This window comes from Dokdonella sp. (assembly GCF_019634845.1).
GTDB lineage: Bacteria > Pseudomonadota > Gammaproteobacteria > Xanthomonadales > Rhodanobacteraceae > Dokdonella_A.
The window spans coordinates 103,608-117,086 of sequence record NZ_JAHCAQ010000009.1; the positions used below are offsets into that span (position 1 = coordinate 103,608).

At 69.3% G+C, this 13,479-nt stretch carries 13 protein-coding genes; 4 read left to right on the forward strand and 9 right to left on the reverse strand.

What is annotated here, in order from left to right; genetic code table 11:
* The first annotated feature begins 103 nt into the window (after positions 1-103).
* A complete protein-coding gene (locus KF903_RS08375) occupies positions 104-592 on the forward strand; it encodes an 8-oxo-dGTP diphosphatase (RefSeq protein WP_291213573.1) in 489 nt (162 codons plus the stop codon).
* Here KF903_RS08375 and KF903_RS08380 read toward each other — a convergent pair.
* The 3 genes from KF903_RS08380 to KF903_RS08390 all read right to left on the reverse strand — a co-directional run bounded on the left by KF903_RS08380 (position 577) and on the right by KF903_RS08390 (position 4,455).
* On the reverse strand, positions 577-1,839 hold the full coding sequence (locus KF903_RS08380; protein WP_291213575.1) for an MFS transporter: 1,263 nt from the start codon (positions 1,837-1,839) through the stop codon (positions 577-579). The two genes, KF903_RS08375 and KF903_RS08380, sit on opposite strands and share 16 nt — an antisense overlap.
* 73 nt (positions 1,840-1,912) lie before the next feature.
* Positions 1,913-3,082: an MFS transporter gene (locus KF903_RS08385; protein WP_291213577.1), complete on the reverse strand. Its 1,170-nt coding sequence runs from the start codon at positions 3,080-3,082 to the stop codon at positions 1,913-1,915.
* Positions 3,083-3,096: 14 nt separating this feature from the next.
* Entirely contained in the window at positions 3,097-4,455 is a 1,359-nt protein-coding gene (locus KF903_RS08390; protein WP_291213579.1) for a hypothetical protein, read from the reverse strand.
* A gap of 161 nt (positions 4,456-4,616) precedes the next feature.
* Between KF903_RS08390 and KF903_RS08395 the strand changes: the two genes are divergently transcribed.
* The gene (locus tag KF903_RS08395) at positions 4,617-6,197 is read left to right on the forward strand and encodes a choline dehydrogenase (RefSeq protein ID WP_291213581.1); all 1,581 of its coding nucleotides are present in this window, start codon (positions 4,617-4,619) and stop codon (positions 6,195-6,197) included.
* 30 nt (positions 6,198-6,227) lie between these two features.
* On the opposite strand, the gene KF903_RS08400 is transcribed toward KF903_RS08395, so the two are convergent.
* From KF903_RS08400 to KF903_RS08410, 3 genes are read right to left on the reverse strand one after another with little or no spacing between them, the layout of a single operon-like run.
* Positions 6,228-7,172: an FAD-binding protein gene (locus KF903_RS08400; protein ID WP_291213583.1), complete on the reverse strand. Its 945-nt coding sequence runs from the start codon at positions 7,170-7,172 to the stop codon at positions 6,228-6,230.
* A gap of 14 nt (positions 7,173-7,186) precedes the next feature.
* Entirely contained in the window at positions 7,187-7,573 is a 387-nt protein-coding gene (locus tag KF903_RS08405) for a hypothetical protein (protein WP_291213585.1), read from the reverse strand.
* Positions 7,570-8,316, reverse strand: coding sequence for an electron transfer flavoprotein subunit beta/FixA family protein (locus KF903_RS08410; protein ID WP_291213587.1), 747 nt, complete (start codon positions 8,314-8,316; stop codon positions 7,570-7,572). Before KF903_RS08410 ends, KF903_RS08405 begins: the two co-directional genes overlap by 4 nt.
* A gap of 379 nt (positions 8,317-8,695) precedes the next feature.
* On the opposite strand from KF903_RS08410, the gene KF903_RS08415 reads away from it, so the two are divergent.
* The gene (locus KF903_RS08415; protein WP_291213589.1) at positions 8,696-9,721 is read left to right on the forward strand and encodes a helix-turn-helix domain-containing protein; all 1,026 of its coding nucleotides are present in this window, start codon (positions 8,696-8,698) and stop codon (positions 9,719-9,721) included.
* A gap of 143 nt (positions 9,722-9,864) precedes the next feature.
* Entirely contained in the window at positions 9,865-10,242 is a 378-nt protein-coding gene (locus tag KF903_RS08420; RefSeq protein ID WP_291213591.1) for a DUF393 domain-containing protein, read from the forward strand.
* Here the strand turns inward: KF903_RS08420 and KF903_RS08425 are convergent.
* The 3 genes from KF903_RS08425 to KF903_RS08435 form a co-directional block, all read right to left on the reverse strand.
* The gene (locus KF903_RS08425; RefSeq protein WP_291213593.1) at positions 10,184-11,041 is read right to left on the reverse strand and encodes a hypothetical protein; all 858 of its coding nucleotides are present in this window, start codon (positions 11,039-11,041) and stop codon (positions 10,184-10,186) included. The two genes, KF903_RS08420 and KF903_RS08425, sit on opposite strands and share 59 nt — an antisense overlap.
* Complete coding sequence (locus KF903_RS08430; RefSeq protein ID WP_291213595.1) at positions 11,038-12,597, reverse strand: right-handed parallel beta-helix repeat-containing protein; 1,560 nt, start codon at positions 12,595-12,597, stop codon at positions 11,038-11,040. The genes KF903_RS08425 and KF903_RS08430 overlap by 4 nt, the downstream gene beginning before the upstream one ends.
* Before the next feature lie 92 nt (positions 12,598-12,689).
* Positions 12,690-13,385, reverse strand: a complete 696-nt coding sequence (locus KF903_RS08435) for an SDR family NAD(P)-dependent oxidoreductase (protein ID WP_291213597.1) — start codon at positions 13,383-13,385, stop codon at positions 12,690-12,692.
* Positions 13,386-13,479: the final 94 nt, after the last annotated feature.

Genomic DNA, 13,479 nt, shown 5'->3' on the forward strand with positions numbered 1-13,479 from the left:
GCCGTGCGCGCCGGCTGGCGCTGGGCACGGGCCGTGTGTCGGGGTGGCTGTGGCTTGGGCTACTCTACCCGCGCCCGCGCGCCGTCGCACGCCACGTTCCGCCATGCCCTACACGCCGATCCTCGCCACGCTTGGCTATGTGCTGTCGCCCGACGGCAGCCGCGTGCTCATGATCCACCGCAATGCGCGCGCCGACGACCAGCACCTGGGCAAGTACAACGGCCTCGGCGGCAAGCTCGAACCGGGCGAGGACGCGCATGCGGGCATGTGTCGTGAGATACGCGAGGAAGCAGGCATCGAATGCGAACAGCTGCATCTGCGCGGAACGCTCAACTGGCCGGGCTTCGGCAAGCGCGGCGAGGATTGGTTCGGCTTCATCTTCACGATCACGCGCTACCGCGGTACGCCGCTCAGGCACAATCCCGAAGGTGCGCTCGAATGGGTCGACCGTGCACGCCTGCACGAACTGCCGATGTGGGAAGGCGACCGCCATTTCCTGCCACTCGTGTTCAATGCCGACCCGCGTCCGTTCCACGGCGTGATGCCGTACCGTGACGGGCGCATGCAGTCGTGGACCTATTCGCGGGGTTGAGCGCGCGCGCGTTCGAGCAGGTGCGCCGCCGTCCAGCCTACGCGCGCCGAGGCGAGCGCGGCCAGCACGGTGACCAGCGCGGTGAGGCCGATGCCCGCGCCGAGCGCGCGCAGCCCGTTGAAGCCGCTGGTGACGACGACATCGCCGAAACGCCACACCGAGGTGTCGATGAAATTCTTGGTCTTGTAGCGCGTTTCCGCGTCGACGCGCGTGTACAACGAATCGGCTGCCGGTTTGAAGATGCCGTAAGCGCTCGCACGCGTGAGCACGGCGACGGCGGCAATCCACGGGCCGCCGAAGATCGCGAACAGCGCAAGCATGACTGCCTTGACGACGCCGTCAAGCGCGAGCGGGAACTGCGGGCCCAGCCGCACCATGAGCGTGCGCGTGACGCCGACCTGCAGCAGCATCTGCAGCACGTTGGTGGCGAGGTCGATGTTGGCCTGGAACTCGATGCGCGCCTCGCGCGTCGCGTTGACCGCACCGTTGTAGTCGGCGAGGAAAGCGTAGATGACGGTGCCGACCGCATCGCCCAGCAGCATGAGCAGCGCCATGCGCCGCATCACGGGTGACTTGATCGTCTCCAGCGCGCCGGCGAGGAAGCCGCCGCCGATGATGCGCTGCTCGCGGCGTTCGTCGCCGGCCACCGGGTGGCGCTGACTCCATCGCGACAGCGCGAACATGCAGGCCACGCCCAGGCCGAGCAGTACTGCCGATACCACCAGCAGGCCGCTGACGCCGACGAGTTCGTTGAGCGTCTTGGTGAGCAGCGGCCCGGCAATGGCGCCGATCGCGCCGCCGAGCGCGACGATCGGGAACAGCCGATGGGCTTGCTCGGCGTCGAACAGGTCGGCCATGAAGCTCCAGAACACGGCGACGACGAACAGGTTGAACACGCTGATCCAGACGAAGAACACCGAGCCGAGCAGGCGCGCGCCGATCGCATCCTGCAACTGGAACAAGGGGATGAAGGCGATCGTGCCGAGCATGAAGAACAGGTAGGTGGCGGGCACGAACACGCGGCGCGGAAAGCGGGCGACCAGCGCGCCGAACGGTGGCGCCAGCAGCAGCGTGGCGATGAAGGTGGCGAGGTAGAAGATCGGCAGTCCGGTCGAACCCACCGCGGCCGACAGCTGGTCACGCACCGGACGCAGCACGTAGTAGGCAGCCAGCACACAGAAGAAATACACGAACGCGACCGCTACGGCGAACCATTCATGGCGCTGGATGGCGGGAGTTCGGGGCAAGGTGTGGCGGTCCGGAAGCGACGGCGCGGCAAGCCTAGCACGCGGTGCCGGGCGCCTTGCGGCGATGGCATGCTCAGGCCGAACCGCGACGGCTGGCCATGAACAGCGCAAACAGCGCGCAGCCCGCCGCGATCACGCCGGGCAGTCCCCACACCGGACTGAGCTGCATGCCGATGCCGACACTGGCCGGACCGATCAGCGCGCCGACGCCCCAGGCCAGACCCATCATCGCGTAGATGCCGACCAGCTCGGCGCCGCCGAAGCGCTCGCCGACGAGCGCGAGCATGACCGTGTAGATACCGACGAAGACACCGCCCCACACGAACACGGTCGCGTAGGCGAGCCACGGGAACGCCAGCACATAGGGCCAGCACAGCGCGCCGATCGCCGACGCGATCGCCAGCAGCATGACCAGCCGCGGCCGGCTCATGCGGTCGGCGAGCCAGCCGATCGGCAGTTGCAGTGCGATCGCGCCGATCATGAGCGTGGTGACCAGGCGCATCGCCGCCGCCTCGTTCCAGCCCTGGTTGCCCGCGTACAGGGCGACGAAGGACAGGCCCGCGGTCTCGACGGCGGCATTGAGGACGGTCACCATCAATGCCACCGGCGCCAGGCGCAGGTAGCGCCAGGGTCGGCCGTGATCGGCGCTCATCGGTGCCGGCGCGGCCGTCCATGGGCTCGCCACCGGCACGATCGCGAGCAGCGCGATGGCGGCGCCGATCACGTAGGCCAGACGATCAGTGCCGACCACCGACAGAATCGCCGGGCCGCCCGCGTAGCCGAGCGAGAGGGCGGCCATGTAGATCGCCATCGTGCGCCCACGCGAGCGGGTGTCGGCCAGATCGTTGGTCCAGGTCTCCGACAATACGCCGAGCACTTCGCCGCCGACGCCGAGCAGCAGGCGCAGCGGAAACCACAGCCAGATCAGCGTCAGCCACGGAAACAGCGCCAGCGCACCGGCGCTCAGCAGCAGCGCGGCGATGATCAGCGCGCGTTGGCCGAAGCGCACGGCCAGCCGCGGCAGGAACGGCGCGATCAGCAGCACGCCCAGCGCATGCATCGCCGCGTTGGCGCCGATCAACGCTTCGCCGGCACCGCGTTCGGCAAGGTTGTCGGCGATGAGCGGCGCGCTCAGTCCATAGGTCAGGCCGAAGATCGCTGCGGTGGCAATCACCGCAATCATCGACCCCCGGCGTTGCGCGGCGGTCAACGGACGCGCCGCCGTGGTGGAGGAGACGTTCATGCAAATCCTGTCGCTCAGGTGCGTTGCAGCGGCGCGCGCTGCGCAGCGGCGTGGTCGGAGGTCGGCGCGCGCAGGCGCCGATAGCGGCGCAAGGCCGCCGCGGCCAGTGCGTACCACGCCACCGGCGGCGGCCGCACGATGCCGTGCAGGCTGCGTGCGTAGTCGAGCACGAGGCCCGGTGTCCACGCCATCGAGGCGGCCCGGCGGTGGAGCTCGGCGGCAACCCAGGTTTCCGGGCTGAGCAGCACGCGGGCGAAGGCCAGCCAGCCGCGGTCACGCTGGCCGAGCGCGCCTTCGAGCGCGGTTTCCAGCGCATGCACGACCGTGCTGGAGCAGTTGCGGTTGGTCAGGTTGTAGGTGGTGTCGGCGCTGTAGGTGGCCCAAAAGGCGCGCAGCCGTTCGAGGTTGTATTCGGAAAAGCGCACCTGCTCGGTGGATTCGCACCAGCCATCGGCTTCCTCGCGGTAGCTGGGCTGGAACCTGCCCGGCACGTCGTTGTCGGCGGTGGCCCGCAAGGAGCGATTGAACTGGTCGGGCGAACGGTCGAGCTCGACGGCCGGATAGTGGCTGATGTAGAGATCGGGCGGTACTTCCAGTGCGGCGTGGCCGGTCGAGATGACGCCCTTGCCGTCGACCGCGGCGATGTAGCGGTCGATGATCGGTCGACGCTCGGCGCCCTGGGTCGAGCCGACCGGCGTCCACACATGGACGATCAGATCATGTTCCTGGGCATCGATCGCGCCGGGATTCCAGATCACCAGCTGCGTCTCGCGGGCGCCGCCACGGGCGGTGAACAGCGACACCGAGGCATGGGCGGGCAGGCGGCGCAGGCGCAGCGCGAGGCGCAGCAGACCCCACCCGGTGAACCCCAGGCCGATGCCGATGCAATACGGCAGCGTGCCCTTGTAGAAGGTCGGCCAGGGCTCGAACAGGAAGATGGCGATCAGCAGTTCGACCACGCCCAGCGCCATCGAGGTGCGCCACCCGGCAAAGCGCACCACCCAGGCCGACGACAGGCGCAGCGCGCCACTGACCGTGAACACGAGGCCGAACAACACCGCCAGCACGAAGTTGGCATGCTGGAACGGACCGATCACGAGCACGCCGATCGCGGCGAACAGAATGCCCTTGGCCAGGCGCAGACGGTTGCGTCGGCCGGGGTCGATGCCCGAGATCGCCCCGATCAGCGCGACGATGCCTTCGAACAACAGCAACAGGCCGAAGAACTGCAGCGGAAAGTAGAGCACGCCATCGAGTGCGTCGATGAAGATGGCGACGCCGGCAAGCAACCAGATACCGCCCAATGCGGCCAGCCAGAGCGAGCGTTCGCGGATGAAATCGATGCCGAACAGCAGCAGCGCCAATCGAATCAAATCACGTCCCCTGCCGCGTTCAGATGGCCGCAGTGTAGTGCAGGGAGCGGCCATCGCCGCAGGCCGGCAACAACGACCGCAGCGTGCTGGCTGCGGCCGCTGGGGTAATTGCTCTAGGCTTGCGGCCTATCCTCGCTCGTGCCTCCACCTGCGGATTGCCCATGAACTACGACTACATCATCGTCGGTGCCGGCTCCGCCGGCTGTGTGCTGGCCAATCGCCTGTCCGCCAACCCGGCCCACCGCGTGCTGCTGCTCGAAGCCGGCGGGCGCGATTGGCACCCGTTCATCCACATGCCTGCAGGTCTGGCCAAGCTGGTCGGCAAGAAGGGCGTCAACTGGGACTATGACACCGAGGCCGAGCCCAATCTCGAAGGTCGCCAGCTGTGGTGGCCGCGCGGCAAGGTGCTCGGCGGCTCGAGTTCGATCAACGCGATGTGCTACACGCGCGGAGTGGCGGCGGACTACGACGAATGGGCCGCTGCCGGCGGCGACGAGCGCTGGGCCTGGCGCAACGTGCTGCCGGTGTTCCGTCGCAGCGAGGGCAATGTGCTCGGCGGCAACGAATTCCACGGCGCCGACGGTGAGCTCACGGTATCGCCGCTGCGCCATCACAACGTGCTCTCGCAGGTGTTCATCGACGCCGCCGTCGCGGCCGGCCATGCCCGCAACGACGACTTCAACGGCGCCAGCCAGGCTGGTTTTGGCTACTACGCGGTCACCCAGCGCAACGGAGCGCGCTGCTCGACTGCGGTGGCCTTCCTGCGCCCGGCGCTTGCCCGCGCCAACCTGCACCTGCACACGCGGGCGCTCGCGCAGCGCGTGCTGCTCGACGGCGAACGCGCGGTCGGCGTCGAGTACCTGCACGCGGGACGCAGAGTGCGCGCCGAAGCCGGCTGCGTGATCCTCGCCGGCGGGTCGATCAATTCGCCGCAACTGCTCATGCTGTCGGGTATCGGCCCGGCCGCGCATCTGCGCGAGCACGGCATCGCGGTCGCGCTCGATCGCGCCGAGGTGGGCGCCAACCTGCAGGACCATCTCGACATCTGCACACTGGTCGGCTCGACGCAGGCCGTCACCTATGACCGCACCAATGACCTGGCGGTCGCGCTGCGCTTCCTGTTGCGGCGCGACGGCATCGGTACGTCCAACATCGCCGAAGCCGGTGGCTTCATGCGCTCGCGATTCGCGCCCGACGCGCGCTGCGACCTGCAATTCCACTTCGTGCCGGCGCTGCTCGACAACCACGGCCGCCATCGCCTGCCGGGTCGTGGCTACACCGTGCACGCGTGCAACCTGCGCCCGCGCAGCCGCGGCACGATCCGCCTGCGCTCGGCCGACCCGGCGGCACCGGCGGCGATCCGCGCCAATTATCTCGGCGATGCCGAAGACTTCGATCTGAAGATGATGATCGAGGGCGCCCGCCTGTCACGCGAGATCCTCGCCCAGGCGCCGTTCGCGGCATACCGTGGCGCACCGATCTTCCCTGCCGCAGGCGTGGACAGTGACGCCGAGTTCGCCCAGTTCATCCGCCACAAGGCCGAGACGATCTACCACCCGGTCGGTTCCTGCCGCATGGGCGCCGATGCGGCGGCCGTGGTCGACAGCGAGCTGCGCGTGCGCGGCATCGACGGCCTGCGCGTGGTCGATGCGTCGATCATGCCGACGCTGATCGGTGGCAACACCAACGCGCCGACGATCATGATCGCCGAGCGCGCGGCGCAGCTGTTGCTCGCCGGCTGAGCCGCGCCGCGAGCGGCGCGCTCCGGTCGCTCAGACGGCCGCGGTCAGTTCCGGCACGAGCTGGAACAGGTCGCCGACCAGACCATAGTCGGCGACTTCGAAGATCGGTGCCTCGGCGTCCTTGTTGATCGCGACGATGGTGCCGGCGTCCTTGATGCCGGTGAGATGCTGGATCGCGCCGGAAATGCCGATCGCGATGTACAGCTCGGGGGCGATGATCTTGCCGGTCTGGCCGACCTGCAGGTCGCTCGGCACGTAGCCGGCGTCGACGGCCGCGCGCGAGGCGCCGACCGCGGCGCCGAGCCGATCGGCGAGCGCGTAGATGATCTTGAAGGCGTCGGACGAACCGAGCGCGCGGCCACCCGAAACCACCTTCGAAGCGCTCTGCAGATCGGGGCGATCGCTCTTGCCGCTGCTCAGTTCGACGAAGCGCGTGTGGGTGGGCAGTGCGACATCCAGCGCCAGTGCCTCGACCGGCGCATGGCCGGCGCTGCCGGCCGCGGCGTAGGACGCGGTGCGCACCGTACCGACGACGATCTGGTTCGCGGGCGCCTCGACCGTGATGATCGCGTTGCCGGCGTAGATCGGGCGCTTGAACGTGTGCGCGCCTTCGACCGCGGAAATGTCCGACACCTGCGCGACGCCGAGCAGGGCGGCCACGCGCGGCAGCACGTCCTTGCCGAACGTCGTCGATGGCGCGAGCAGATGCGTGTAGCCGCCGTTGTTCGCGGCGGCGGCCAGCTGCGGCGCGTAGACCGCGGCCAGTGCATGCGCGTTTTCGGCGCGGGCGATGGTCAGCACCTTCGACACGCCGTCGAGCCGGGCCGCTTGCGCGGCGACGCCGGCCGGATCGGCGGCCAGCACGAGCACGTCGATCGCGTCGGCGCCGACCTGCTGCGCGCAGGTCACGCAGCGCGCGGTGCTTGCATTGAGGGTGCCGTCGAGATGTTCGGCGACGATGAGTACCTTGGCCATGCTCGTGGTTCCTTTCAAAGACCGTTTTGCAGCACTTCGTTGCGATCGAGCCAGTCGAGGACGCAGGCGTCCTGCGCCCAGCGGACGCCGCCGAACCCCACGCAATCGGCCGCGGATTCGACCGCCAGCGTGCAACCGATGCCTTCGCGCCACGTCCCGGCGCTGGCGCCTTCGCACATCTCGCGCGTGAGCTCGCAGCGGTCGTGGCCGAGACTCCACTTGCCATGCGCGCGCGCGCATGCGACCTGCGCGGGATCGCTGGCGGTACGCCCGGCGGCAGGCGGTTCGCCGTGCGCGATCGCTTCCTCTTGACGCTGCTTGTCGGCCGCCGCGTCGCATGCGCTCAGCGCCGCGAGCAGCGTCAGCACGGAAGCCGGTCGCATGTGCCGCAGCACGGTCACAGCAGACCCTTCGATTTCAGCGCGGCCACGAGTTCGGCCACGTCCTTCACCATCACGCCCTTGCTGCGCTTGGACGGCGGCGCGTAGTGCGTCGTCTTGAGATGGTCGCCCGACTCGACCGCGAGGTCGGCGAAGGCGATCGTCTCCAGCGGCTTGGACTTGGCCTTCATGATGTCGGGCAGCTTGATGAAGCGCGGCTCGTTGAGGCGCAGGTCGGCCGTGACGACGGCCGGCAGGTCGACCTCGATCGTCTCCAGCCCCGCATCGACCTCGCGCGTGACGCGCGCCGTGCTGCCGTTCACCTCGACCTTCGAGGCGAACGTCGCCTGTGGGCGATCCCACAGCGCGGCGAGCATCTGGCCGGTCTGGTTGCAGTCATCGTCGATGGCCTGCTTGCCCAGCAGCACGAGGCCCGGCTGTTCGCGGTCGATGAGCTGGCGCAGCACGCGCGCGGCGGTCAGCGGCTGGACCGGCTCGCCGGTCACCACGTGGATCGCGCGGTTGGCGCCCATCGCCAGGCCGTTGCGCAGGTGGGCCTGCGCATCGGCGGGACCGATGGTGGCGATCACGACCTCGCTCGCCACACCCTTGTCGCGCAGGCGCAGTGCCTCTTCCAGCGCAATGTCGTCGAACGGGTTGGCCGACAGCTTGACGCCATCGGTGACCACGCCGGAGCCGTCCGGCTTGACCTGGATGCGTACGTTGAAATCGACGACGCGCTTGTAGCCGACCAGAATCTTCATCGGGGCAGAAACCTCGTTCACGGTGTCGCGCGTGAGCCACGCGCGCAAAGAACGGTGATTTTAGCGGAAACCGTCGCCTGCTGTCGCAGCGCAGCAGCGGTTGCGCGGTTTTCCACAGATGGCGTGGACAGACCTGTGGACAAGTCGTGGGTAGCGCCTCGTGGGCCGCAGTGTGGCGCGGCTGCGCCCACGCTGGTCAGGCGCCGACCAGCGCGGCCGCAGCGGCCGGTGGCGCGGGTAACGCCCGGCCGCGTCGGCGCTGCCACGCGCAGCATGGCTGGCGGGGCGTGGGCTGACGTGGACGAGCGGCCAACCTCCCGCGTCAGGCATCGGCGACGCTGTGGCACGATGCGCGCTCGCGTCGGTGGTCGGTGACGGCATGCTCGAATCGGTGGCGCTGGTGATGGTCGGCTTTTCGCTCGGTGCGGCAGCCCTGCTCGCACTGGTTGGCGCGACCGTGCATGCCCAGATGGAATTGGCGCCACTCGCCCGGGTGGCGGGTTTCGTGCTGCTGGGCGCGCTGGCCGCGCTGCAGGTCGAGCATGGACGTGCCTTGCTGCAGCCGGTGGCGGCGGGGCCGTCGTCCCTGTACGTGGCCGGCCTGTTCGTCGCCGCAGGATCGTTCCTGCTGTTCTTCCGCGGCGTTCTGCAGCCGCGCGACCATGCGCGAGCATGGCACGCGCTGGCGTTGCTGCCGGTCCTGTGCGCATGGCTGCTGCCGGGTGCAGTGGCGCTGCCGCTCGCGTTTGCCTGTGGCGCGGGGTATGCGGCCTGGCTTGCGCTGCTCGCGCATCGACTGCGCGAGCAGCGCCGGCGCTTCCGCCTCGAACGCGGCGTTTTCATCGCCCAAGCATTGATCGCGTTGCTGGTACTGGTCTGCGGCCTGGCTGCGCCCTGGATTGGCCTGCACTGGTTTCGCGTCGCCTACGCGATCCTCATCGGCGCCGGCCTGTTTGCGGCCTTGTACCTGCTGCTGCGCTTCCCCGATCTGCCTGCGCGCGCCGCCGAGGCGGTGGCAGGCGCGTACGCGGTTTCCACGCTCACGCGGGTCGACCGCGAGGCGGCGCTCGCACGCCTGCGCCGCGTGATGGAGCAGGACCGGGCCTGGCTCGATGAGAACCTCAGCCTGTCCAGCCTGGCGGCCCTGGTCGAGCTGACGCCGCATCAACTGTCGGAGCTCATCAACACCCAGTTCCAGTTCGGTTTCGCCCGTTACGTGCGAGGTCATCGCGTGGAGGCCGCGCGGCGCATGCTGCTGGCCGAACCGACGGCGTCGGTGCTGGCGGTCGGGCTGGCGGTCGGCTTCACCTCGCAATCGACCTTCTATGCGGCGTTCCGCGAGATCACCGGCGAGGTGCCGGGCCGTTATCGTCGCCAGGCGGCGCAGCGCGGCGAGCGTTGCTGAAGGTTCCGCAATGATCCAGTTGCAACTGGGCAAGTGATTGATCGGCCGGCGTGCACGCCGGAATCTGTTCCGCCTTGACCAAACCGGAAGCGCGCGCCGCGCGCCACCTCCATGCTGCGGCAGCGGCAACCACGGAGGCGACGATGGCGGCGATCACGGTGTACTACGACGGGCAGTGTCCGCTGTGCGGGCGCGAGGTGGCGCTGTACCGGCGCCTGGTCGCGCCCGATGCGGTGTGCTGGCGCAACCTGGCGGTCGGACCCGAGGTGCTGCGCGAGGAGGACTTCGATCTGACCGCCGCGCTGGCCTTGCTCCACGTGCGCGACGAAAACGGTGCGTTGCAGATCGGCCTGGACGCCCACCTGCTGCTGTGGCAGCGCTTGCCCGCGTGGCGCCACCTGGCTTGGGCGCTGCGTCGCAGCGATCGCGCGCGGCGGCTGTTCGAGCGCATCTATCGCCTGTTCACGGCGCATCGTCCGGGCCTGCGCCGGCGCCAGCGCCAGGACCACGCCGATGACTGAGCTGCACCGAGCCCAAGTGCCGTGGCGTGATCTGGTGGCGATGAGCCGCTGGGAGACGCTGCGCGAGCTGATGCTGCCCGGTGCGGCTCTCGCGCTGGCCCTGTTCACGGCGATGCATGCGCACTGGGCCGTCACCGCGCTCGCCTGCGCGGCGACCTTTCTGGCCAGCCTGCGCCTCACCCACGGTGCGATCCACCATGCGATCGGTCTGCGCGGAGCCGCCAATGACGTGGTGCTGGGCCTGCTCAGCCTGCTGCTCGGGGGTTCGCTGCACGCGATGGCGGTGACCCACCGACATCATCACCGAGCCTGCCTCGCCGCCGATGATGTCGAAGGTGCCATCGCGCGACGCGACCTGTGGAGCGCGTTGCTGCATGCCCCGCTGTACCCGTTTGCAGTGCACCGTGCCGGCTGGCGGCGCGGTTCGGCGCGGCAACGGCGGTGGATCGGCGCTGAACTCGTGCTTTGCGCCCTGCTGCATGGCTGGGTGTGGAGCAGCGATGCCGGGCCGTGGCAGCGTGTATGGGTGTGGTTTTACCTGGCCAACCTGATCGCGGCACTGCCGGGAGCCTGGATGGTGCATCGCGGTGATCGACACGCGGCCCACGGCGCGGCGGCGAGCACGCGCTCGCCGGTGCTGGCACGACTCAGCCTGGGCATGTTCCACCACGCCGAGCACCATGCGTTTGCGGCGGTGCCGACCTGCCACCTGCACGAACTGGCGCGGCGCCTCGCGCGGGCGGGCGCGGCACCGCCGCCACTGCGCTTCGGGCCGCTGCCACTGCAACCACGCCGTCAAGGCGTCGCGTCGAAACCATTGGCAAAGATCGAGTCGGTGACCACTTCGACCGCACCGATGTCGCAGCCGGCACCCTGTGGACGCGCGACGCCACGCTGGTCGACCGCCAGCGTGCAATCCTGCGGCGCGATCGCATCGAGCGCGGCGCTGTCGGGGCCGGGCAGCATCGTCGGAGTGGCGCCGCCGTTGTCCTGCAGGGGGCCAAGCCGGGCATCGGAGCTGGCAATCAGATTGGACGTACCGCTCCATTGACTGCCGAGGTTCAGATCCGATCCCGCGCCTTGGATATTGCCCGAGATGATCGAGCCGTCGATCGTGGCGCTGCCGGTCCATGCTGGCGCGGCACGGTGGCTGATACCGCCGCCGCTGCCGTTCGCCTGATTCTGGGCTACCGTCAGATGATCCAGGTACAGCATGCCGCTGCCCCAGAGGGTGATGCCGCCACCACCGCCGTAGACCGAGTTGCCCGTGATGGTGACATTGCTCGCGTTGAGGGTGCCGGCCACGCAGATCGCGCCGCCGTCGTAGCGCGCGAAGTTGTGGTGGAAGGTGCTGGCGGTCACCGTGGCGATGCCGCCATCTGCCACGTACAGGCCGCCGCAGAAGTAGTAGGACGCGTTGTTGTCCACCACGGTACCGGCAATCTGCGCCGTGCCGCCGACATGCAACGCGGCGCCTCGCTTGCCGCTATTGCCGCTGATGGTGCTGGCCACCAGGGTCAATTCCGCCTCGGCGCTGATCGCGCCGCCGCGCGATACCGTCCAGGCCCCGTTGCCGGTGAACCTGCTGCCGGTGATCGTCAGGCGACCCGATCGGGACAGCACTGCGCCGCCACGGTAGGCCACGTTGTTGTTGAACTCGCAGTTCGTCAGCGTCGTCGTGCCGGCATTGGATGCGATGCCGCCGCCGTTGTCGGCGGTGTTGTCGCTGATGTAGCTGTCGATCAGTGTCAGGTCGGCGGCGAGCGAGCAGATGCCGCCACCGTCGCCGAGGCCGCCGCATAGGGCCGGCAGAGCCTTGCCATTGCGGAGCGACATGCCATTGAGCCTGAGCCGGCTGCCAGCGGGGGCGATGTTGCGCAGGATGCCGAACGGGTTGCTGGCGCTGCTGCGTCGCGCGATGGTCACGCCATTGGCGAACTGGTTGGCATGTCCGCCGCGCCATTGGCTGCCGTCGATCGTCAGGTCCCCGGCCGTGACCAGCAGCGTGCCGCCGACGTTGCCGGTGGTGTCGGCACTGTCGGCCAGCACGATCGTGCCGGGCCACAGCGGGTCGGTGAGCGCCGACCGGGCGAACGTGATGCGATCGCGATTGCCGAATCTTTCGCCGGTGTTGCTGCAGCCGCCGATCGCCATGCCTGCGTTCATCGACAGGATCGCCTGGCGCAAGGTGCAGGTGTTCGGCGCCGTCGGCGCGCGGTCGCCGGGACTCGTGACGACGATGGCGGCGGCCGTCGCCAGCGTCGGGCCCAATGCGCCCAGACAGACGCCGACGATGGCCCGCGGCAGTGGCCGGTGCGGCAGGTGTCGCGTGGTGGTGCGCAACGATGCTGGCATGACTCGCTCGACGGGTTGGGAGGCGGCACGCACCACAACGCAACTCCGCGACGCAAATCCCAATCGAGCGTGCAGCGACGCCGCCTGGAACGCTACACGCGCCCGGTCACCGGCAGCAGCGCTCCCGTGATGGCGCTGGACTGGTCGGAGACGAGGAACAGGATCACGGCAGCGAGCTGGGCCGGTTGCACCCACCGCGCGAAATCGGCGTCGGGCATGTCGCGGCGGTTCGGCGGCGTGTCGAGGATGCTCGGCAGCACGGCATTGACGGTGATGCGGCTGTCCTTGAGCTCTTCGGCCAGCGCCTCGGTGAGGCGTGCAACGCCGGCCTTCGAGGCGGCATAGGCGCCCATGCCGGCGGCGGCCTTGTGCGCCGCATTGGCGCCGATGTTGATGATGCGGCCGGCGGCGCTGCGGCGCAGATGCGGCAGGGCGGCCTTGCTGGCCGCGACCGCGGTGCGCAGGTTGACCCGGTAGAGCAAGTCCCAGGTATCGAGGTCGCCGCCGTCGAGCGTTTGCCAGCGGAACGTGCCGGCGATGTTGACGAGCGCATCGAGGCCGCCGAGCGAGCTGGCGGCAGCATCGATCGCGCGCTGCGCCGTCGCCGCATCGCCGAGGTCGACGCCGCCGATGGCGTGGATGCCGGCATCGCGCAAGGCCTGCGGCATGTCGGCGGCGTGGTCGATGGCGGCGACGCTGGCGCCGGCCGCGCGCGCGGCCATCGCCACGGCGCTGCCGAGCGCGCCGAAGGCGCCGGTGATGGCGATGCGCTTGTCCTGGACGTTCATCAATCTGGCTCCCGTGGTCGGAACGTCGATCATAGGACAGCGCGGCGGCGGCAGGCGCTGCCCGCGGCAGCGCCCGACTTGGCCGCAAACGGCC